This is a genomic window from Hyphococcus lacteus (assembly GCF_041058985.1).
GTDB lineage: Bacteria > Pseudomonadota > Alphaproteobacteria > Caulobacterales > Parvularculaceae > Hyphococcus > Hyphococcus lacteus.
On the sequence record NZ_JBEHZE010000001.1, the window covers coordinates 1184654 to 1206830 of the forward strand.

The following is a 22177-nucleotide window of genomic DNA, read 5'->3' on the forward strand; positions in this document are numbered from 1 at the left end:
TCAAGGGCGGTGCCGTGAAATGCGCCGCCCTTTTTTGTTGGATGACCTGTTATCGGTAAAAGACAGTCTCGTTACCGGTAAATGACCATGGCTCTTTAAGGTCAATACAAGACGTAACGTCACCGCGCGCTTCGATCTTTAATAGCTCTTGACCGTTTTTGTTTTCCTGCCGCTGCAAGACGATCACGCCATTCATCAGTGGTCCGATAAAGTTTGAACGAACTCGTTGATAGCAATAGGGTGCGGTATCATTGACCTCCGCAAAAGGAATATTGATCCGGCCATCACCCTTGGAAAACGACAAAAAGTCAGTTGGCGTTTTATCGGCCACATCATTACCCATAGATTTGGGCGGATAGAGCAAGTTTGTCGTGAGCGAGGCCAATTTTCCGTGCAACGCAAAAATCAAACGATCCGGGTCAATCGCATCGGGCGAAAGCGCGATCGCGCTAACCTTGGTGGTCGCGGCGTTATGGGCCGCGTCCGTGAACCAAGCCCCTTGGGCGGTGCCGGGGGTGTCCACCAGTGCCGTGCGGCAAGCGTTGTCGCCTTTGGCGCGACGAATGCCCCAGCTATCCCCCAGCTTTTCCGCCCAGCTGTCTTTGGTGTCGCGCGGTAGATAATCAATCGCACAGCGCGCCCGCGATGTGTCCATATTGATCGCGGCCATCAGGTCCGGCGCAGCGTCAAAAACCGCAGCGCGCGCAAAAGCATCGGTGCGATAGCGCTCTGGCCGCGCGAGGGCCACTGGTGTTGCGCTTAGGTCATGCAAGCCAACATCAAATCCATCGCTGGTTCCGATAATGTCGCCGGTGTTTACGCGCGCAATGGTTTTAATCGCCATGTGATCCGGCGTGCCAAATTCCGTGAACGCCCTAAGGCCGCCAACCCGCGCGAGAATGCTGTCATCAATTTGGTCGAGCCGGTCATAATAGAACGAAATCTTTTCGCACGACCGGAAATGTACCGTCCATGACGGCCCCAAAGCGCGGCCATATGGGTCGCGTAAAATGCGCCGCTCAATCGCGACGATATCGGCTTTGGCCGGCGCGAGGGCCTGGGTGCTGCGGCGCTCAAACGCTTTGTCGCCCGACCGTGTGTTGATACGGATATAGGGCGCGGGCAGGACCTCGCCGGGGGCGGTTACACCACCAAGCGGAGAGATACTGAGAACGTCATCGATATTGGCGAACGGGCCAGAAAATGCGGGTTCGCCAATCGCGCATAACCGCTCGGCCATCGGGCCACCATCGGCGCGCGAAAGCGTATCGGCGGCGATCGCCCCGGCGCGCTCAACCACGCGGGTTCCGGCGGTGGGCCAAGCGATGGCCGCGCCAAAAAGGGCGGCGGTCAATACCCCAGCCGCAAGCCTTGTGGCGTCTCCAGAGCCGAACATATGTGATCCCCCGATCAAGTACCCTACGGCCCGAAAGTCCTATGCCGGCCCAACAGAGTCAAGCGGTTGCCCCCTTGGGCCTTCGACCCTCGACAGGACGGGCGTTTTGCGGCTTATTCATGGTTAATCACAGGAGACCGAGACATGGTGAAATGGCAGGGCCGGCGGGAAAGCGCCAATGTAGAGGATCGGCGCGGCGCAGCGGCGGCGGGCGGCGCGGGCGTCATTATCATGTTGCTGCGCTTTATCATTGGCCGGTTCGGCATTCGCGGGGTGATGATCCTCGGGGTGGTTGGCCTTGGGCTTTATATGGTCGGGGTGAACCCGGTTTCGTTGCTTCAGGGGCAATCAGCCAGCACACAACAGGCCGCGCCCGCCGATGACAATACATCCCGTTTTGTCCGCGTGATTTTGGCCGAGACCGAAGACGTGTGGTCAACACTGTTCGGCTCCAATGACTACCCCGAACCAACCTTGGTGATGTTCTCGGGCAGTGTGACATCGGCCTGCGGTTATGCGTCGGCGGCGTCTGGGCCGTTTTACTGCCCTGGCGACAAAAAGCTTTATCTTGATACGTCGTTTTTCAACGAACTGGCCGAACGCTTTGGCGCGCCCGGTGACTTCGCAGCTGCCTATGTGATCGCTCACGAAGTCGGCCACCACATTCAAACCGTAACCGGCATTTCAAACCAGGTCCGTTCGGCCCAACAGCGCGCCGGAAACGAGGTTGAAGCAAACGCCCTTCAGGTGAAAATGGAACTACAGGCCGATTGCTATGCGGGGGTTTGGGCCCATTATGCCGACCGCACCAGCAAGATTCTTGATGCTGGCGACATAGAAGAGGGCCTTCGCGCCGCAAACGCCATTGGCGATGACACCCTTCAGCGCAATGCGGGCCGCCGCGTCACACCCGAAAGCTTTACCCACGGCACATCACAACAACGCCAAGACTGGTTCACCATCGGCTATCGCAATGGCGATGTGAACCGCTGCGATACGTTCAGTGCCGGGAGTTTGTGAGGGGTCAACCCCGCCAAAAGCTGGGGGAGAGTAGGACGAGGACCGTAAAGAATTCGAGGCGGCCCATCAGCATCCCGGCAGAAAGGGCGAGCTTTGCGGCGTCGGGCAGGGTGGCGAAATTGCCCGCCGGGCCGACAATCGACCCAAGACCCGGTCCGACATTGGCGACGGCGGTGCCGGCTGATGAAATCGCCGTCAGGGTATCAAGCCCCAATCCCGCCAGCACCAGTGACAGCGTGGCGAAGATTGCGAAATACACAAAAAAGAAACTAAGGACCGAGACAAAAATATCATCTGTTAACGGACGATGATTGTATCGCGCAACGAAAACGCCATTGGGGTGAGCAAGGCGCCGGGCATAGACTGATAGCGCCGCAAACGCGACTTGAAGACGAAAGACCTTCATTCCGCAGGAGGTTGAACCAGCACAGCCACCAATAAACATAATGCAAAAGAAAAATGCGATGGCGAACGGCCCCCACACATCATAATCGGTCGATGAAAAACCAGTGCCGGTCATGATCGAGGTGACGTTGAAAATGGCGAGACGGAACGCCGTAAACAGACTTAGGTGATCATAGACATTGGTGACGATCAACATCACCGTCAGGGTCAGAACCGTTACCATCACCGCGAAAAACTGGATCTGGCTATCGGTGAAAAGCCGCTTCCATGCGCCTCGCAAGATCGCCGCAAGGAAGATCCCGAATGGTAGCGAGCCAATCAACATGAAGACCGTCACCACCAGATCAAGTGGCGCGCGGCCTTGGGTCAGGAATGCACCCAGCGATGCGTCTTTGGTGGAAAAACCGCCAGTCGAGATGGTGGTCAGAGCGTGATTGATCGCGTCAAACGGGCTCATGCCGAATGCCCACAACATCAAAAAACAAAGCGCAGTGAAGAAAATATAGATCATGGTAAGCGAGATCGAATAGTTCGTCGCATTGGCGATGAATTTTTCAGATGTGTCCCACGCTTCGTTTTTGAAAAGCTGCATCCCGCCGATTTTAAGCGCTGGCATCACTGCAAAGGCCATGATGATAATACCGACACCGCCAAGCCATTGTAGCATCGACCGCCACAACAAAGCGCCGGGCGGGGCATCGTCCAATCCGATCACCACTGTCGATCCGGTGGTGGTGAGGCCCGACATTGCTTCGAAAAAGGCATCCACATAATTCAGCTCAAGTCCGCCCAATGCGAGCGGGATCGCAGAGAACGTCACAAGTGCGACCCATGTTGCGGTGGTCAGCAAAAAACCATCACGTAGGCTCATGGTTTCGATATTGCCCCAACTTGCGGCGGCCGCACCGCCACCGATCATGATGGACGCGACGGCGCCAATGGCAAAAGCCGACCAGTCAGCACGGTGAAGCGGATCTGGCGACAACAGGTCTGCGGTCATGGGGATGAGCATGAACACACCCAGCGCTGCGACCAGCACACCCATAACCAAAAAGATGGGACGGAAATTCAGCATGTATTGCGCTCGTCAGCCTTTGCTATTGCGCGTGGGGGTCAATACCACACGCCGTCTTAGCAAACACCCGTTAATGGATTTGGCGCATTTCATGGGGACTATCGAGGGAGAACGCAGGGATATCCACGTCGAACACCTCACCATCGGTGGTTTCCATGCCGTATGCGCCAACCATCATGCCTGATGGCGTCGTAAGCGGCGCACCCGAGGTGTATTCAAAACCTTCGCCGGGGCGAATCACTGGCTGTTCGCCAACGACGCCGTCGCCTGCCACGATATCGGTGACGCCGCGCGAATCAGTAATACGCCAATAGCGGGTCCGTAGCTGAATTGACTGTTCGGACTCGTTGTTGATTCGTATGGTATAAGCCCAGACATAGCGCGGCTCTTCTGGATCGGATTGATCATCCAGATAGCGTGGGCTTACGCTAACGCGAATGCCCCGCGTTACGCGCTCATAATCTATGCCGCCGCGATCTCCCCTCGCCATTGCGCCACCTTGCAATTCCATTCTCGCAGTCCTCTTTTTTGTTCAATCTAAGCTGCATCGTTTCATTGCGCCAGAGACAGAACGCATATTCAACGCCACGGGGAAAAGCTGTCTTTTGCTACACGTAGCGGCGTCACCTCTTGCCAAGGGGCGCTAGTGCGGGCAAACGAACAATCATGGTGGATGGCATGACCCTTCGTGACGGCGTATTGCCCGCAGAAATGATCGCACAGCTTATGGAAGCGGGCGTGATTACGGGCGGTGACAGTGCGCGGCTTCAACCTGCTAGTCTAGATTTAACGCTGGGTGCACGCGCGTGGCGTGTCCGCGCATCTTTTCTTCCCTCGCGCGTTCGCACGGTAAAGGCGAGAATTGATGATGGCCTCGCCATGCAGGCGATTGACCTTGCGGATGGCGCAGTGTTTGAGCGCGGTTGTGTTTACCTCGTTGAGCTTAATGAACGCCTTGCATTGCCACCAACGGTTGAAGGTGCGGCAAATCCCAAAAGCTCAACCGGGCGAATTGATGTCTTTGTGCGTTTGGTGACGGATTATGGCACAGCGTTCGATGAAATCCCCGTGGGTTATAATGGCCCGCTTTACGCAGAGATCAGCCCACGAACGTTTTCAATCTTAGCACGACAAGGCTCAAGCCTCAATCAGCTACGACTAAAGGTGGGGGATTGTTTGCTTGACGATCAGGCCCTCGCGGATTTGCACAAACAAGCGCCGCTAGTTGATGATGATGCGGATATTATGGATGGGCTTGGTCTGTCGGTCGCACTGAGCGCTGATGACGGTATGATTGGCTGGCGTGCGCGGCGACATTCTGCGTTGATTGATGTGGACAAAGTTGGCGGGCTTGACCCAAACGATTTTTTCGAACCGATTAATCAGCCCTCTTCTGGGTTTATCATTCTTGATCCGGATGAGTTCTATATTCTGGCGTCGAAAGAAGCGCTAGCAATTCCGCCTGATTATGCCGCTGAAATGACGCCCATAAGTCCCGGTCTTGGCGAATTCCGGGTGCACTATGCTGGGTTTTTTGATCCCGGTTTCGGCTGGTCGGAAAAGGGCACCAATGGCTCGCGCGGGGTTTTGGAAGTCCGCAGCCATGATGCACCATTTGTTCTTGAGGATGGTCAGTTGGTTGCGAGACTGGTCTATGAGCGCATGGCCGAGCGTCCACAAAACCTTTATGGTGCGGCGGTGAAGTCGAACTATCAGGGGCAGGGGTTGAAACTATCGAAACATTTTCGGTCATAAATACTTAGTGTAAGTATTATTGACTAGTTTCTTCTTCGTCCTCACCGCGTGGATCAATTTCAAACACCATTGGCGATGTGCGCGGTACTGCGACAAAGTCCTCGCGTTGTTTTCTTGATGGGCGATCGCTAACCAATAGACGGAACAGCCCGAACAAAGCAAGCGCAATGTATATTACCGATGTATGCCCAAACAATGTTTGCGCACCGAATTGACTCATGACAGACGTTGCGATGAGCGGGCCAGCAACGGCACCAACCCCATAAAGCAAAAGTAAGCCAGCGGCGAGCGTGACATATTCATGAGGTTCCGCGCGGTCATTGGCATGGGCGACGGAAAGACCAAAAATTGGCATTCCGCTAAGACCGAAACACATGCCGCCAATGAGTAGTGCCTGCATCGAACTGGTGCCGGTTATGGCTAAAAGAATCCCGCTTGCCGCGCAGGCGATCGAAACTGTGATAATGACAAGGCGTCGGTCAATTTGATCTGATAACAGACCGATTGGCCATTGTGATACGGCACCGGCAATGACGACGGTCGCCATAAAAACCGCAACGGTGTCAACGCTATATCCAATATGCTGAACATAGACGGCACCTACTGCCCAAAACGCACCGTTTGCAGCACCGGCGGATAAGCACCCCGATGCCGCGAGCGGAGATATACGAAAGAGTTTCGGTAAATTGAGTTCTGTATTTGCGATTGGTTTTGGCTGGCTTGTCGTTGTCATCGCGACCGGTACCAGCGCCAGGGAAATTAAGATTGATACCAGTGCAAACAGCGTAAAAGCCGCCGGATCTGCGGCGGCCAAAAGCGCTTGGCCGATCGTTAGTGCCCCGAGGTCAACCATTCGATACACGGCAAGAATGCGCCCGCGATTATCATTTGATGCGGTTTCGTTGATCCAGCTTTCGATGATCATATAAAGCCCGGCCAGCGCACACCCCGTGATGACCCGTAGGCCAATCCAGAAAATAGGTTCTGCGGCCAGTGCATAAGCAATCGCAGCAGCGGACGCGATTGACGCCAACGCGGTAAAGGTTCGGATATGTCCGGCGCGTTTCACCATACGCGGGGCGAAATGGCATCCTGCGATAAAGCCCACATAGTAGGCGGACATCAACATACCAATCAGAAGAAGCGAAAACCCTTCGAGGTCGCCACGTACGGAAAGTAGTGTGCCTTGGAGTCCATTCCCGGCAATCAGAAAGAATGATGCGATCAATAATGCCGAAAGAATACGGATTACCTTGCCCATCGAAAGGCCACCTCGTTGTGTCGCCGCGCGTAACATCGGGGGGCGCGGGCACCCTAAGGCAGTACACATAATTGGCGCAGTTACAACCATTTGCCGGGTGAAAGCGCTTTGGCTGTCTGTCGAATGGGAAAACTATCCACACTCCATACTGTTGGCCTTATCCTCTGGTGTGTTCGAGGAGTAATCAAATGGTCGTAACGTCTCAAAATTCAGAAATCACCAACGATTGTTTTGTCTTGAAAAATCCATGGACGAACGCCATTCTTGGTGTTGTCGGGACGACCCGGCGGTTTTCCAACATTTTGATGGGGACGACCCTATCGCTAACGCAGGAGATAGGGCGTGGCTTGGTTTATTCTAATTTTGGCAGGGTTGTTCGAAGTCGGCTGGGCGGTGGGGCTCAAATATACCGAAGGTTTCACCCGTCTTTGGCCAACAGTCGGCACGGTGACGGCCATGGTGATCAGTATGACTCTGCTCGGGCTTGCAGTGCGCAACTTGCCACTTGGGACCGCATACGCGGTGTGGACCGGGATCGGAACGATCGGGACCGTCATTTTTGGGATCGTGTTTTTTGCGGAGCAAGCCGATATCGCTCGATTGCTTTGTGTCGCGCTCATCGTTGCGGGGATTGTTGGGCTAAAGCTGTTCACGGTGAGTTAGGGTCGCGGCGAAACGTTGCGCTAAAGAGTTCAACGTCAGCCGGTGCCAAGACAGTCGAAGCCAATACGAAAAAGGGCGACGCTTGCGCGACGCCCTTTCTTTCCGCTTTCGCGAAAAAATCTGAAGCACACCCCAATCCAGTGAGAATTCGAATGCTCTCCAGCGCGAGTGTTAAACAAAACCGTTTCCGCTCTCGTCTTCATCCGCTAGACTCTTTGGGCGTAAATCTCGGGTCGTGGCTGCCGACATTCGTGTTTTGCCACGTCCGTAGTTTCACGTCATTGGAGCCAGCGCCACTTCTTCCTCGTATCAGGCTCGCGCCGTCACAAGGCGTTAATGTCGCTCACCGGTTTGCAGCTGGCCCGCTACACACGGTGATATCGGTTCTCTGCTTGCGGAAAATTTTTCAACCCTCCGTGCAGAGACGGACCGCTCAGGCCCGGCTGATGTCACAAAGCTCACCTTTGCTTTGTTGACCGAATTTCAACTGAGCGTAGCATCCGGTCGCGCATCCTTCCGTTCTGTCCGTCCAACCCGCCTCTAGGTAAGCGCTGCGATTTGTCGATAGGACCGCGGAACATATTCAGGATACAAATTTTACAGGTGACGTCGAATCATAATTTTCCACAAAATCCGCACAGGAATTGAGGGGAAAAACTCGGCAGTGGATTCAGTTGCTTGTCAGTTTTTCCTGAGGATCAGAGAGAGGTTATTCGCGGGCATTGATACAATGCGCTCAAGGCTAAGCCCATTTTTTTCGGCCAAGGGCAGTAAATCGGCGTCAATATCGCGAATGCCCCAATGCGGATTGCGCGATTTTAGGCTTCGATCAAACGTTTCATTAGAGGGCGATATATGAATACCGTCTTTAGAAAAAGGCCCATACAGAAAAAGTTTTCCCGCAGGTGCGAGAATTCTCTCTGCACCTGCGAACAGCCCCTGAGCTGCGGCGAAAGGGGCGATGTGGATCATGTTGATGGAAAGCAGGCCATCAAACGGGCCATCGGCCTCGATGCCCCATTCTTCCGTGCTCACATCAATTGCGTGTGGTCCCGAAAGGTTAGGCAAGGCCGCATCGCGCAACCAAGCCATAATAGACGCGCGCGCAGATGGGTCGGGGTCCCCAGTGTGCCACGTTACGTCGGGAAGTGCGCTGGCAATGTGGACGGCGTGTTCACCGGTACCTGCGCCCACTTCGAGAATTTTGCCGGTGTGTGGCATCGTCTCAAGAAAGGTTTTGCGTATTGGGTCCCGGTTTCGGGCGGTCGATGGCGAAAAAAGCTTCGTGCCATCACTGTCACGATTTTCGAGGGCGGTTTCAAAAGGGGTTTGTTTATTCGTCATGATAATCCTTATCCGGAACAGCTTGCATCACCAAGGACGCAAAATTGGGCGCAAAAGGGGTGGTTGAGTTTTACGGGCTTTGCCGCTTCGCCAAGTGTGTCGCCCATTTCAAATTGCCGATCATAGGGCAGCAAAGTGCAAGACAGAACCACGGGCGAAGATGCGCCTTTGCGTTTTACCAGCATCCGCGAAGAAGCGCACATAACCGCCGTGGGGGATTTTTCTAAAATGCCCCAGCAATCAGTGGTGATTTCCGGAACGTCGCTTTCTTCGTCCATTTCCGGGAACAGAATAAGTGATGCGGGATCGTTTGCATCAAGCGCAATCGCATGTTCGCGAAACATGGCGGCGAAACCGGCGCGCAACTGTGTTTCGTCCTCTCTGCTCAACCCGCGTCCAGCGATAGAGATCGAAAAGCCGTGTTTTGTCAGCCATTTGATTCCTATTAGAGCGGCGTCAAAAGAGCCTGTGCCTCGCTCGGTATCGTGGCCTTGGCGCGTGTAATGATCGACACTGACCCGCATAGCAAGAGCGTTTCCAAAGCGCTTTTGCAGCACGGGCAATCGCTCTGTGGTTCGGGGGCGCATCATCGGGCGCATGGCATTGGTCAGAATCAAAACCTGAAACCCGCGTTCCAACGCGATCTCGGTCATCTCGACCATGTGGGGGTTCATGAATGGCTCACCGCCAGTAAACCCAATTTCGTTTGCGCCCATGGCATGAGCTTCGTTGAGAAAGGGTTCGAGTTCAGTAGCCGTGATATAGGTAAGGCGATCATTTTGTGGCGAAGATTCGATATAGCAATGGGCGCATTCGACGTTGCAGAGCGTACCGGTATTGACCCACAAAGTTTCGAGACCGGTGAATGCAACCTGAGCACGCAGTTTTCCATCAGCGGTTTTATCAGGATGCTGAAATTTTTGCTCCGCTTGTGTTGTCATCATTACCTTCAAGGAAAAATAGAACGCCACCATGCGCGAAAACGCCCGCCAGTATCAACTGACGGGCGCTCATTTGCGGATCAATTCGGCGTTAAGGGCCAAACTATTTTAGTTGTCTTCGATTGGGGCCAACGGTGCGCCGTAAATCGCATCGTCTTCATATTGGGGGCTTTCCGGCAATGGTTCGCCTGTCACCGGGTCAACGCGTGCCGGTTGAACTGGTGCCATCATTGTTGGTTGTGCGCCGGGCTGATCGCGATGCGCCAACGCCCAAACGGCGTTCTGCAGAATACGCGAATGGGGCTGAGAAACTTGCTCACGATAGATGATATCGGCCGGGGTGACGTTGGCCTGATAATACTCGCGATTCCAGCTACCGCGCGATTTCAACACAGCACCCTCAAGGCTGATGCCGCCATAAAGGCCGCGCGAGCGGGAGAACGCCAGAACGTCAACGGTCTGTGCTTTTGCGCCGGCACCAATAGGCCCCGCAGCAACGGAAAGGTCAGCCCCGAGCTTTACCGTGGTCGAGAGCAGGTGCTCCATGCCACGCTGGGTCATGACCAAAAGAACAGTTTCGGACCCTTCGACACCGGCCTGAAAACCAAAGGAAAGGGACCCGATGGTAAAGAAAGTTGGTTCCGACCAGCTACCGTCCGGATTGCGCGCCAGCATCACTGCGTTGCCGCCCGAAGCGCCGACGATAAAACCGCCACGAAGCGAGCGGGGGATGATGACCATTGCTTTGGCATCGTCGGCCGCGCCCCAAAGGGGTTCATAGGCGCTGTCATTTGCAAAATAGGTTACCGTATCGGCAGCCTTGACGATAAGCTCTTCGGCTTTTTGTGCCTTTGGTTTGGCGTTTGCCGGGACCAGCGTCACCATAACCGCGGCCATGATCGCGCTAAAAATTCTCAAAACTTGTGCCTTCACCAGCCATGTCGTCATTACTGGCCTCCTTTCATAAGCCAACCAGCGCGCGACGGCGCGCTCGGTCAGAATCCGCTATTGCGGCATATACATAATAGTGTTCGCGCTGACCGAAAGATGGCAATGACGCGATCCGAACATGAATTCTTGGTGAGATTTGCTCGCCACGTCGAGACCCTTTCGGCTCCGTATCGGCCTAAAAAACACTGTCTTGACCTTTTCGGTTCCGAAGGCGACACGTTAGGTGCTCAAAGACCGCATGATTTGGTGGCTTTAGGTCCGGATCTGGCCTTTGGCGGGTGTAGCTCAATGGTAGAGCAGAAGCTTCCCAAGCTTACGACGAGGGTTCGATTCCCTTCACCCGCTCCATCGATAGAAGTTCAGGTCAGCGTTTTTGAACATAGTTCCGATTGGTGTTCCGTTATTCGGAAAACTGTCCAGAAATTGCGGATGATATTTCGCCCAAGTGAACTCAAAAAGATTTTGGGGACGTGCGGCGCTGCGACTATTTTGAAAGCTGAAATCTATTTCGGTTTAGGGAAAGTTATCGGAAAATCGGCGTTTTACATTATTAATCCGCTTACCGATAATCTAAATAAAATCTTCAGTGCCGGATGTTCATGGTCGCGACATGCAGCAGCGGGAGAGTGCTATGTGTTACATCAGGTATATTTGTCAGAAATTTTTTAGATCAAGCGGTGGTGCAGCGGCGGTCGAATTCGCAATCGTTGCACCAGTGTTTTTGATGATGATCCTCGGAATGTTGAGTGGTGGTATTTATCTTGGTGCGGTTCATTCGGTGCGTCAGCTCACATCGGATGTTGCGCGCGCCACCATCGCGGGAGCAGATGAAGCAGAGCGAACGTATATCGCAAAGGCTTATATGAAGGCCAATGTGGGTAGTTATGTTTTTCTCAGGTCGGATAAATTAAAGATTATCGTCAATGATAGTGATGCGGTAGCCAATCAGTTTAATGTAGAGATAATTTTCTATGCGGATGAATTACCTGTTTGGAATATTGCGGGCTTCCTCCCGTTTCCAACGCGGGAGATAAAAGGCCGTGCGTCGATCCAGAATGGAGGATTCGGGGCATGAAAAAAATTCATGGGACGGTAAAGCATTTTTCCAGTGATCGGTCTGGTTCAATCTATTTTATTTTTGCTGCGGTGTTGCCAATTTGCGTGTTCTGCATTGGGTTTGGCGTCGATTTAATGCTGCTATTTACTGAAAAACGCAAAGCGCAAGGTATCGTCGATATTGCTGCGATCATTGCGGCGCAAGACCCAACCAATCCTGAACGGGCGGCTCGTGAAATACTAAGTATCAATGGATATGATACGGTCAGCGAGGTCGAATTAGGCCAGATGGAAGACGATGAGCGCGAAAAAGCCGTAAAAACAAAAACCCAAATTCAAGTTGAGCCAGGGCGTTATGTGCCGAATCCAGATTTGCATTATAAAGCTCGTTTTGTTGTCGGCCAAACACCTTACAACGCAGCGCGCGTTACTATTCGTAAGAAATCGAAATATAATTTTCTGGATAAGGTCGCGACTGCACCAGACATTTCGGTACGTGCGACAGCCAGTCGACGCGCACTTGCAGCGTTCTCTGTCGGCTCTCGGCTAGCATCGATTGATGACGGATTGCTCAATCAATTACTCGGTGGTCTGATCGGTACGAATATCTCGATGACGGCTCTTGATTACAAAAATATGCAAATAGCCGATATTGAAGTGTTCAGTTTTGTGAATGCCCTTGCTCTCGAAATGGACATCGGCACAGGTTCATATGCTGATGTACTGAACAGCGAACCGAGGCTTGATGAAATTATCAATGCGATCATTGCGGTGAATGGTGATAGTGATGCTGCGATGGCGTTGAACACGCTATCCGCATCCGTCGGAAATATTGGTGGAGAAATTGATCTACGCAAAGTGATAGACTTGGGGCCAGCCGGTACAATTTCGCTGGGCGAGCCTGTGGGGCCAGGCTTTCCAGCTTACATTTCAATCTTCGATATGGTGATGGCAAACGCTATCGTTACGAATGGCGACGGCATCATTGAGCTTGATCTATCAGCTTCAGTACCGGGCCTCACGTCGGTTGATGTGACGCTTGACCTTGGGGAGCCGATTCAAAGTTCACCATGGCTTTCTGTTGGTCAAGGTGGTCAGGTCGCATCGAACGTTCAGGCGCGTATGTTTATTGAAGCAGCGATTGGTGGAGAAGGTTTGTTGTCGAGTGCAACCGTGCGGTTGCCACTTTATCTTGAGCTTGCACGGGCTAGTGGGGAATTGGTAGGCGTCGAATGCCCCGGTGGGCGGATCGAAAATGTTACCGTTCGGCTTCGCGGTGCATCATCATTGATTGACGCCTGGATTGGCGATGTTGATGTTTCAAGAAATAAAATGAGCCGTCATGTTGATCGGGCAAAAATTATTAGGACACCGGCGTTAAAGGTCTACGGTAAGGCCCATGTCGGAACCGAGGCCGGGTATGGAAGCGTGCTCGATTTTGGATGGAATGACATTGTGAGTGGGTCAATTAAAACAACGCGCACAGATGATGTGACGGCGCGCATGGTGGAAAATCTGGTTGATGACCTAGAGCTTGATGTGAATGCGCTCGGATTAGGTTTAGGGACAGGGACGCTGACGAGGACCGTTGTACCCAATTCCTTGGGTAAGATCGTGTCGCCTGTCGGCGATATTATTGACCAACTGTTGGAAGCGTTGGGGATCGGTTTGGGCGAGGGTGATTTTCGCGTCAACGGGGCCAAATGCGACCACGCCGTCTTGGTTGAATAGGCTGATACGGACGCGTTAAGAGTTTGTTTAGAGCCGTTTGTTGTAATTTGTGGACCCCCTTTCAGAAGAATGGGCCCCACTCAGAATGTTTGGGCTGTATTTGATGGCGATCCGGAATCATCCGGTTGCATCAATATTTGCCACGAGCATGCATTTTGAGAAAGGGGAACTAATGAATACCGAGACCGCAGATGCCGGATCTTGTATTAAATCAGTCAGTAGCGCGTTTACAATTTTGGATGTCGTTGCCAAGCATGATGGGCCGATTTCGCTAAAGGAAATTGGTGTAAAAGCGGGCGTCAGCCCCAGTAAAGCACATCGCTATCTGCAAAGCCTTTGTCGCTGCGGGCTTTTGAGCCAGGCGTTTAAATCCGGCACTTATGATCTTGGTGTTGCAACCATGAGGCTGGGGCTTGCAGCGGTAAATCGTGTCGATGTTATTAATCGCGCAGGTGATGCGCTTACGGATCTTGTTGAACGGCTTGATGTGGATGCTTTTATAGCGGTTTGGAGTGAATTGGGCCCTACGGTTGTGCGTTGTGAACGTTCCAAAACGCCAGCCATTGCGATGATCGGCCCTGGTGTGTCATTTCCAATATTCGCATCAGCTACGGGTTTGGCATTCGCTTCTTTTGTTAGTGATACGTTGCTCGCGAAGATGATCGCACGGGAGGCCGGTGGGGATGCAAAACGAATCGCTGAATTTTCGCGGCAAGTTCAGCCAAAATTAAAAGAGGTTCGCCGAGACAAGGTAGCATGTTATTCAAGTGCGCTGGTGCAGGATCGTCAAAGCATTGCCGCCCCGATTTTCTCGATAAATGATCAGGTTGTTGCCTGTGTTACTTTGGTTTCAATGGGAGACGAACACTCTTCTATTGGTGGAACAGAAGTCGAAACTCTTTTGCGGTTTTGTAAAAAATTCTCTTTGCCAAAGCGTGGATATTTTGATGCGACTTTGATCGAAGAAAAAATTGCGGTGTGAGCAGATTAAAACGAGTCCTTTAGGGCGCGCGTTTTTGCAAAAACATCAACGGTTGATGCCCCCAATAACCCGATTGTGGCCTGCAGGGCGCCATCGTCGGGGCGCAGAAAAGGATTTGTTGCAAGTTCCTGTCCGACCGTTGTGGGAACGGTGGGAATGTTTTTTTCGCGCATGGCGTCAACTTCGGCCGCACGGTGTTGTAGCGCCGTGTTGTCAGGGTCGACGCTAAGGGCGAAAGCGGCATTGGCCTTGGTATATTCGTGTGCGCAATATAGTTTGGTTTCGGGCGGCATGGTGGAGATTTTCTGAAGTGATGCCCACATCTGATCCGGTGTTCCCTCGAACAAGCGACCACACCCCATCGCGAAAATTGTATCACCAACGAAAGCCACATCATCACCCTTGAAATGATAGATGACATGGCCCGCCGTATGACCCGGTGTGTCGAGAACGGATGCGGTGGTTGGCCCTAGCGCTACGGTGTCGCCATTACCGACAGCACGGTCAATACCCGGAATTTTCTCCTGCTCACCGCGCGGGCCGATAATCTCACAGGACCATTTTTCTTTCAGGGCTAAATTTCCGCCTGCATGGTCATAATGGTGATGTGTGTTGAGAATGTGGGTTAGCTTCCATCCGGCGCTTTCCAGTGCCTGATTAATCGCTTCTGGATCGGGGGTGTCGATTGATGCAACAAGTCCGCTGGTCGCATCGCGTACGAGATAGCCATAATTATCGGAAAGACAGGGGATTTGGCGTATCTCTATCGGCATGGGTAATTTCCTATTAACTAGGTCGGTGTCCATTATGGGCGGCTGATGTCGACACCCAGCATAGCGAACGCCATGGGGCGTTGCAAAGAAGCTAAAAGGCGTACCGATAGGTGTAGAATGCGGACAGATATTCTCGACATTCACGATTTTTACCGCTCGCCGCTTGGGGGCGTTGCGCGGGATTTTATCGTGAACCGCATCGCTGCGGCTTGGGGCAAGGGCACTGGCCTTAAAATCGCAGGTTTTGGCTATACCAACCCTTATCTTGAGGCGTTAGACGAAGCCACAGCGCGGTTTGCACTGGCACCAGGTGGTCAAGGTGTTATTCGCTGGCCGCACGGAAAGGCAAATGCTGCATGTCTTGTCCGCGAATATGAATGGCCAATTGCTGATGCTAGCCTCGACCGGGTCTTGATTGTGCATGGTCTTGAAGAGGCACCAGCACCCCAGCGTTTGATGCGCGAGGTGTGGCGTGTGTTGAAGGATGACGGGCGTGTCATTATCGTGGCTTCACACCGGCGCGGTCTTTGGTCGGTAATTGATACAACGCCATTCGCCGCGGGACGACCTTACCTCAGGCGGCGGTTAGAGGGGTTGTTGCGGGATTCGATTTTGCGGCCGACTGCGTGGGATAGCGCATTGTTTTTCCCGCCCGTAAGCGGAAAGCTATTGGTGCGGGTCGCGAAAACCTGGGAACGGGCAGGCGCTATGCTTTGGCCCGGCCTTGGGGGGGTGGTCATGGTTGAGGCCGAAAAGGATATGCTGACCCCGGTTGGCCTTGCTAGCCGAGCTGGCGTGCGCGCTATTCGACCAGCTATCGCAGCGCCGCAGCCGCTTCGCCACCAATCCCGACGCGATAACCACACATAACTTGCAAGTCAGGGATAGAGGTCGCTATAGACCGGGCACGTAATTTGTAAGGAATTTTCGATGGCTCTTCCGAGGCCCCGCCCAGGCATCCTTGATATTGAAGCTTATGTGCCGGGCGCATCGGCAGCACCGGGCGCGTCTGAGATTTTTAAGATGTCGTCAAACGAGTCTGCGCTCGGCGCTAGCGAAAAGGCTATCGCTGCCTATGGCGATGTTGCGGGATCTCTTTTTCTATATCCAGACGGTGGTTCAACCGCATTGCGCGCAAAAATCGGTGAGGTTCATAATATCGATCCAGCGCGTGTCGTTTGTGGTGCGGGATCTGACGAAATTTTGCAACTTCTGACCAATGCCTATGTGGGTGAGGGCGACAACATTGTTCAGAGTAAGCATGGGTTTTTGGTGTACGCGATTGCCGCTCAAAGTTGTGGCGCGACCGCTCGTTTTGCGGCCGAAGAAAACCTGACGACTAATGTGGATGCGTTGTTGGCTGAAGTGGATGAGCGCACACGGGTTGTGTTTATCGCTAACCCGAACAACCCCACGGGCACTTACATTACTGAAGATGAATTGCGACGTCTTCGCGAGGAATTGAGAGAAGACGTCTTGTTGGTGATTGATTCTGCTTATGCAGAATTTGTTGAAGAACCAGATTATATCGCGGGCGAAGCCTTGGTTGAAGAATTTGACAATGTCGTCATGACGCGGACATTTTCAAAAATTTATGGCTTGGCTGCGGTTCGGCTTGGTTGGGGGTATTGCCCGGAAGCTATTGCCGATGTGCTAAATCGTATTCGTGGCCCATTTAACATCACGATGGCTGCCCAAGCGGCTGGTATAGCCGCGCTTGATGATCAGGCATTTATTCAGCGAAACCGAGATCACAACCGCGAAGAACGAAACTTCTTGGAACAACAATTAGGCGGCATGGGACTTTCTTTTGTTCGAAGTTATGGGAATTTCGTGTTGGTAAAGTTTCCAGACCAGAATGGCCGCCGGGCCGCCGATATTCATACTTATCTAAAGGAAAATGGTGTGATTGTGCGTGAGATGGGAAGCTACCAACTCAGTGAATATTTGCGCATCAGCATCGGCACCAAGGCGGGAAACCGTAAGTTAATTGATTTGCTTTCTGAGAAGTTTGACTGTGAAAAATAGTAATCCACTAAAATTTAAACGCGCCGTAATCGTTGGTGTAGGTCTTATCGGATCATCTATCGCCCGGGCTTTGCGCGAACGAGGCGTTGTTGATCGAATTGTTGGGGTTGATAGTGACCCAGAAATTCTGGCGCGAGCCAGAAAAATTGATGTTATTGATGATGGCTTTTCTGATCTTAAAGCAGGGGTCGAAAACGTTGATCTGATTATTCTCTCAACGCCGGTCGGGGCATTGACTGAGATTTGTACAACGCTCGCTGAGTGCGCGCCCGATGGTGTGCTTATTGTTGATGTAGGGTCGGTCAAGGGGGTCGTGGCTGAAGCGGCAAAATCATTACCGGATAGAATTCATTTTGTGCCGTGTCACCCCGTTGCGGGTACAGAGCAATCGGGCCCTGAAGCTGGCTTTGCGACGTTGTTCGAAAACCGTTGGTGTATTCTAACGCCGCTCGAACGAAGTGACGATGCTTATCTTGATGCAGTGAAGCAAGCGTCTGTGTTATGGACAGCCATTGGTGCGGAGGTCGAGATCATGGATGCGGCGCATCATGACCTCGCGCTAGCTGTCACGAGCCATATTCCGCATTTAATCGCATTCACGCTTGTTGGTGCTGCTGATGATATCGAATCGGTGGCACCGGGCGAAGTGGTCAAGTATTCGGCAGGGGGGTTCCGCGATTTTACGCGAATCGCCGCGTCAGACCCGGTTATGTGGCGCGACGTGTTCCTCAATAATCGTGAAGCGGTTTTGGAGGTTTTAGGGCGGTTCTCAGAGGAACTTGCGGTGATGCAGCGTGCTATTCGTTGGGGAGATGCTGATGTGTTGTTTGAGGCGTTTTCGCGTGGCCGTAGTTTGCGCCGAGCAATTGTCGATGCCGGGCAAGAAACGGATGTTCCGAATTTTGGCCGCGATCAATCAGGCGATACCGGAGAGGAAGACTAACTCCCTCTCCGGATGGTCTGGTTATTCCATATTGGGCGGATTGATAGATGCTTCCGCATTGTATTTGCCATACATGGTTTCGGAACCGGTAGAGATTTTTCGATAGCGATCAAACAACGCTTCGGATTTTTTGTTTCCGTCCATCATTTCACCCATAGCGGCATTTGCTTGGGCAAGTGCCACAGCGTCTTTTGAATAGGAGACGATAGTGACCGAATTTCCCTCCGTACCAATACCGTCCCAACTCACTTGATAAGGATACGGGCTTTCCATTTCGGCCATAAGCGCTTTGTATTCGGATAGAATGGTGCGCATTTCGTCTTTGGCCCCATATTTATAATGGAATGTGTCAATTTCCATAAAAGGCCCCGCCTCGGCACCATCTGGCCAGTAGGATAGTTCTGAATCATTCATAACAAAGAATGTATGCGAGTTTGTCATTGACCCGACGAAATTATCTACGGCCTTTATAAATCGCTTTCCGCCAGCCTCTTCGACAGCATCCCGGGCGGCCATCAGAGAGTCAACATCAGCGAAATTTTTGAGCGGCGTAACCATCCAATGCGTATTACGCCAAGATCCAACCATATCAGTATAGGGATAATCATTCGCTTCGGCTGTGTCGCGAATGGTTTCCCATGCAGCTTTGAACTGCTCCGTCTTTGCCGGTTCGATCTCGAATATTGTGATCATGCTCATTTTTCGCTCGTCCGCATCTTGTGAATGAGCAAAGGAAGTAAAGGTTAGTGTGGAGAATAAACAGAATAGAATCGTTTTAACCGTATTCATGGCGTAACACTCCCATCATTGACTGTATAAGTTTCGGAGATACGCAACTAAAAGGCTTTCAGGCCTTGGTGCATGATGAGGTTTTGGTTGCTTTCTGAAAGAAAGCCCCCGTTTTTGATAGAATAAAGGATCCGACCTCACCCCAGTAAGAGGATAGATTTTCACATTGGATCAATTTTGTAAATATTGCACCGCAAAAGGAACGATAACTATACGGAATATATAGCTAAGCAGGCTGTTCATCCATGATCACATCATAGCCCCACAGGCTTTCTATGTGGGTTAAAACAGACTCGCTAGTATCTTCTTTGAGCAATTTATTGTTGTGAACAGTATGACGTAAATGAAGCGTACGGTCGCCATCTAAATCGGCACCAATCACTTGAATATTTGTCTCGTTCATACCTAGATCATACATTGTTGAAAGTGTTTGTCGCACACGACGAAATCCGTGCTCGTTGTGAATGGCCGCGATTTCAACATGAGAATCTTCTGCGACGTCACCAAGGGCAAACATGCGCATATTACGCATCACAGTCGGCGATAGATATTGCAAAATAAAGCTCTCATCTCGGTAATCTGACCAGGCATCTTTTAGAACGGATCTCCAGTCATTCGAACCTGCAATGTCGGGAAACCATTCGTGGTCCTCGGATTTCGGATCTTCGCAAATTCGTTTGATGTCTTCCATCATAGCGAAACCAAGTGCGTAGGGATTAATGCCTGAATAGCGAGGGTCGTCAAATTCTGGCTGGAATACTACGGATGCATGAGAGTGCAAAAATTCCATGATGGAGCCTTCGTTAATTTGGCCGCGATTATATAGCTCGTTCATGATGTAGTGGTGCACAAAAGTTGCGCAGCCTTCGTTCATTACCTTAGTTTGCTTTTGCGGATAAAAATATTGTGCAATATTTCGAACGATACGCACTAACTCTCGTTGCCACGGCCGCAAAATGGGGCTGGCTTTTTCTATAAAATAGAGAAGGTTTTCTTCAGGTAGCTTGATGTCGCGGATTTCTGCTTGTCGTTCTTCTTTTTCGTTTTCGTTTTCTTCGGTATTCGGAAGAGTACGCCATATGTCATTGAAATTGGTTTCTTCGTGCCTGATCCGCGCTGCTATTTTTTCTATTCTGTCGGCTTCTGATAAACGCGGGGGGCGATTATATCGGAATACCCCTTGATCCATTAATGCATGCGCGGCATCAAGAACCGCCTCCACTTCTTCAAGACCAAACTCATCTTCGCATTTGGCAATGTATTTTTTTGAAAAATCTAAATAGGGCAGAATGGCTTCCGCATCGGTCCACTGCCGGAATAAATAATTGTTCTTGAAGAAATGATTATGACCAAAAGAGGCATGTGCCATGACCAGAGATTGCATGGTCATCGTATTTTCTTCCATCAAATAGGCGATGCATGGATCGGAATTAATTACGATTTCATAGGCAAGGCCCGACCAACCTTTTTGATAGCTCATCTGGTCGCGCGCGAAATGTTTGCCAAATGACCAATGTTTATACATCAGCGGCATGCCATGCGATGAATACGCATCAAGCATTTGTTCAGACGATATAATCTCGATTTGATTAGGATAAACGTTGAGACCAAGGTCATTCAACGCGATATCTTCGATCGCGTCATAGGCCGTCTTCAGCCGATCAAAGTTCCATTCAGAATCTGCATAAAGAAGAGAGGTGGCGGTTTCGTTCACGCAGCCTCCTTGCTGTTCCGAGCGAACAATTCACGGAAGACAGGGAAAATGTCTTGGGGTCGCGCAATGCGGGTTTGGGCAAAATTTGGCCAAGCGGGCGCGAGGTTACGGTAGGCCCGCCAAAGCTCGGCACCGGAATCGGCGTTAGAGAAAACTTCCAACTCTCGCTCGTCGAGAATTTCTATGTACGCATAGTACTGAGAGATCGGCATTACATCATCGTTGAGCATTTCAACGCAACGTTTTGCGTCACCGCTTTGGGTGAATCCATCAGACGCTTGCGCCACATAGATATTCCATTCGTGTGCTGGAAATCTCTCTTTTTGGACTTCCAACATTTTCTCTAGTGCGGTTGAAACGACGGTCCCGCCTGATTGTCGTGAATAGAAAAACGTCTCTTCATCGACCTCCTCAGCATGATGTGTGTGGCGAATGAAAACAACTTCTACGCGTTCATAACGACGTTTGAGAAATAGATAGAGCAACATATAGAATCGTTTAGCGAGGTCTTTTTCGCGTTCACCCATCGATCCTGAAACATCCATCAGGCAAAACATAACCGCCGCTGTTGTCTCGACTGGTGTTGGCTCATAGGAATTAAAACGTAAATCAAGGGGGTCGATGAACGGCGTGAAACGCCGGCGACGTTCCATTTCTTCAAGTTCGGCAATGACGCTTTTCTTTTCAGCTATTTCTTCGTTGGTCGGTTGCGCAATACGCTCAAGTTGAAAAAGTCGCTCTTTTAGCGCGTTCATGGCTTTGGTGGAGGGGCGCTTTAATGCCAACCGTCGCCCATGGGCATTCCGCATCGTACGGACTAGATTCATATTGGTGGGTGCGCCAGAAACCGTGATGCCAGCGCGCTTAAACGCGTAGGCTTTAATCTCTTTGAGGGACCTTTTGACCAAATTTGGTAATTCAAGGTCCTCAAAAAATATGTCGAGAAACTCTTCTTGCGTCAGGGTGAACTGAAATTCATCTTCACCCTCGCCAGAATCACTTGCGTCTTTTCCGCGTCCGCGACCACCGCCTTTCGGTGGCTTTTTGAGGCGGTCGCCGGCGTTAAACTCTTTGTTGCCGGGGTGGACAGCTTCGCGCGCGCCTTTTTCACGGTCATGGGTAAAGCGAGGTTCCGCTGTTGATTTCGAAGGGATTGAAATTTTCTCACCCTTATCGAGTTCTTTGACCGAACGATCCCGCAATGATTTATTCACGGCCTCTTTGATTTGGGTGCGCGCGCGCTTCAAAAAACGCTGACGATTGCCAAGCGATTTGCCCTTTGGGTTTTTACGACGATCGATAAAGTGAAATGAGTCCACTGCATATTCGCGGCGGGCGGCGTTATGAAGG

The 22177-nt window shown here is 51.7% G+C and carries 20 protein-coding genes and 1 tRNA gene; 10 read left to right on the top strand and 11 right to left on the bottom strand.

Features of this window, described 5'->3' with window-relative positions:
- Window positions 1–49: 49 nt before the first annotated feature.
- Window positions 50–1396, bottom strand: coding sequence for a hypothetical protein (locus tag ABFZ84_RS05780; protein ID WP_369312992.1), 1347 nt, complete (start codon window positions 1394–1396; stop codon window positions 50–52).
- Between the two features lie 147 nt (window positions 1397–1543).
- Between ABFZ84_RS05780 and ypfJ the strand changes: the two genes are divergently transcribed.
- Window positions 1544–2416, top strand: a complete 873-nt coding sequence (gene ypfJ, locus ABFZ84_RS05785) for a KPN_02809 family neutral zinc metallopeptidase (RefSeq protein WP_369314546.1) — start codon at window positions 1544–1546, stop codon at window positions 2414–2416.
- Window positions 2417–2420: 4 nt separating this feature from the next.
- On the opposite strand, the gene ABFZ84_RS05790 is transcribed toward ypfJ, so the two are convergent.
- Entirely contained in the window at window positions 2421–3896 is a 1476-nt protein-coding gene (locus tag ABFZ84_RS05790) for a TrkH family potassium uptake protein (RefSeq protein ID WP_369312993.1), read from the bottom strand.
- Window positions 3897–3966: 70 nt separating this feature from the next.
- Entirely contained in the window at window positions 3967–4407 is a 441-nt protein-coding gene (gene apaG / locus ABFZ84_RS05795; protein ID WP_369312994.1) for a Co2+/Mg2+ efflux protein ApaG, read from the bottom strand.
- A gap of 167 nt (window positions 4408–4574) precedes the next feature.
- Here apaG and ABFZ84_RS05800 point away from each other — a divergent pair, with 167 nt between their 5' ends.
- Window positions 4575–5651 carry a 2'-deoxycytidine 5'-triphosphate deaminase gene (locus tag ABFZ84_RS05800; RefSeq protein ID WP_369312996.1) on the top strand — a complete coding sequence of 359 codons (1077 nt, stop codon included), beginning with the start codon at window positions 4575–4577 and terminating at the stop codon, window positions 5649–5651.
- A 16-nt stretch (window positions 5652–5667) separates the two neighbouring features.
- On the opposite strand, the gene ABFZ84_RS05805 is transcribed toward ABFZ84_RS05800, so the two are convergent.
- The gene (locus ABFZ84_RS05805) at window positions 5668–6912 is read right to left on the bottom strand and encodes an MFS transporter (RefSeq protein ID WP_369312997.1); all 1245 of its coding nucleotides are present in this window, start codon (window positions 6910–6912) and stop codon (window positions 5668–5670) included.
- A gap of 342 nt (window positions 6913–7254) precedes the next feature.
- On the opposite strand from ABFZ84_RS05805, the gene sugE reads away from it, so the two are divergent.
- Entirely contained in the window at window positions 7255–7575 is a 321-nt protein-coding gene (gene sugE / locus ABFZ84_RS05810) for a quaternary ammonium compound efflux SMR transporter SugE (RefSeq protein WP_369312998.1), read from the top strand.
- A 681-nt stretch (window positions 7576–8256) separates the two neighbouring features.
- Here the strand turns inward: sugE and ABFZ84_RS05815 are convergent.
- The 3 genes from ABFZ84_RS05815 to ABFZ84_RS05825 form a co-directional block, all read right to left on the bottom strand.
- A complete protein-coding gene (locus ABFZ84_RS05815; RefSeq protein WP_369313000.1) occupies window positions 8257–8919 on the bottom strand; it encodes a DUF938 domain-containing protein in 663 nt (220 codons plus the stop codon).
- Between the two features lie 8 nt (window positions 8920–8927).
- Entirely contained in the window at window positions 8928–9863 is a 936-nt protein-coding gene (locus tag ABFZ84_RS05820) for a radical SAM protein (RefSeq protein ID WP_369313001.1), read from the bottom strand.
- A 105-nt stretch (window positions 9864–9968) separates the two neighbouring features.
- Window positions 9969–10808 carry a lipid-binding SYLF domain-containing protein gene (locus tag ABFZ84_RS05825; RefSeq protein WP_369313002.1) on the bottom strand — a complete coding sequence of 280 codons (840 nt, stop codon included), beginning with the start codon at window positions 10806–10808 and terminating at the stop codon, window positions 9969–9971.
- Between the two features lie 277 nt (window positions 10809–11085).
- On the opposite strand from ABFZ84_RS05825, the gene ABFZ84_RS05830 reads away from it, so the two are divergent.
- The 4 genes from ABFZ84_RS05830 to ABFZ84_RS05845 all read left to right on the top strand — a co-directional run bounded on the left by ABFZ84_RS05830 (window position 11086) and on the right by ABFZ84_RS05845 (window position 14580).
- A tRNA-Gly gene (locus ABFZ84_RS05830) sits at window positions 11086–11159 on the top strand.
- 283 nt (window positions 11160–11442) lie between these two features.
- Window positions 11443–11886 (top strand): TadE/TadG family type IV pilus assembly protein, encoded by a 444-nt coding sequence (locus ABFZ84_RS05835; RefSeq protein WP_369313004.1) that lies wholly within the window; start codon window positions 11443–11445, stop codon window positions 11884–11886.
- Window positions 11883–13598 carry a TadG family pilus assembly protein gene (locus ABFZ84_RS05840; protein WP_369313005.1) on the top strand — a complete coding sequence of 572 codons (1716 nt, stop codon included), beginning with the start codon at window positions 11883–11885 and terminating at the stop codon, window positions 13596–13598. The genes ABFZ84_RS05835 and ABFZ84_RS05840 overlap by 4 nt, the downstream gene beginning before the upstream one ends.
- A 172-nt stretch (window positions 13599–13770) precedes the next feature.
- Window positions 13771–14580 (top strand): IclR family transcriptional regulator, encoded by an 810-nt coding sequence (locus ABFZ84_RS05845; protein WP_369313006.1) that lies wholly within the window; start codon window positions 13771–13773, stop codon window positions 14578–14580.
- 5 nt (window positions 14581–14585) lie between these two features.
- Here the strand turns inward: ABFZ84_RS05845 and gloB are convergent, their stop codons facing one another.
- Window positions 14586–15353 (bottom strand): hydroxyacylglutathione hydrolase, encoded by a 768-nt coding sequence (gloB, locus tag ABFZ84_RS05850; RefSeq protein WP_369313007.1) that lies wholly within the window; start codon window positions 15351–15353, stop codon window positions 14586–14588.
- Between the two features lie 117 nt (window positions 15354–15470).
- Between gloB and ABFZ84_RS05855 the strand changes: the two genes are divergently transcribed.
- The 3 genes from ABFZ84_RS05855 to ABFZ84_RS05865 are packed head-to-tail and all read left to right on the top strand — an operon-like array spanning window position 15471 to window position 18324.
- Window positions 15471–16223, top strand: coding sequence for a class I SAM-dependent methyltransferase (locus tag ABFZ84_RS05855; RefSeq protein WP_369313008.1), 753 nt, complete (start codon window positions 15471–15473; stop codon window positions 16221–16223).
- Between the two features lie 60 nt (window positions 16224–16283).
- Window positions 16284–17381 (top strand): histidinol-phosphate transaminase, encoded by a 1098-nt coding sequence (gene hisC / locus ABFZ84_RS05860; RefSeq protein WP_369313010.1) that lies wholly within the window; start codon window positions 16284–16286, stop codon window positions 17379–17381.
- Window positions 17371–18324 carry a prephenate/arogenate dehydrogenase family protein gene (locus tag ABFZ84_RS05865; RefSeq protein WP_369313011.1) on the top strand — a complete coding sequence of 318 codons (954 nt, stop codon included), beginning with the start codon at window positions 17371–17373 and terminating at the stop codon, window positions 18322–18324. The genes hisC and ABFZ84_RS05865 overlap by 11 nt, the downstream gene beginning before the upstream one ends.
- 21 nt (window positions 18325–18345) lie before the next feature.
- Here ABFZ84_RS05865 and ABFZ84_RS05870 read toward each other — a convergent pair whose 3' ends face one another.
- The 3 genes from ABFZ84_RS05870 to ABFZ84_RS05880 form a co-directional block, all read right to left on the bottom strand.
- Window positions 18346–19023 carry a hypothetical protein gene (locus tag ABFZ84_RS05870; protein ID WP_369313013.1) on the bottom strand — a complete coding sequence of 226 codons (678 nt, stop codon included), beginning with the start codon at window positions 19021–19023 and terminating at the stop codon, window positions 18346–18348.
- A 316-nt stretch (window positions 19024–19339) separates the two neighbouring features.
- A complete protein-coding gene (locus ABFZ84_RS05875; protein WP_369313014.1) occupies window positions 19340–20827 on the bottom strand; it encodes a SpoVR family protein in 1488 nt (495 codons plus the stop codon).
- On the bottom strand, window positions 20824–22146 hold the full coding sequence (locus ABFZ84_RS05880; protein WP_369313016.1) for a YeaH/YhbH family protein: 1323 nt from the start codon (window positions 22144–22146) through the stop codon (window positions 20824–20826). Before ABFZ84_RS05880 ends, ABFZ84_RS05875 begins: the two co-directional genes overlap by 4 nt.
- Between the last annotated feature and the right edge of the window lie 31 nt (window positions 22147–22177).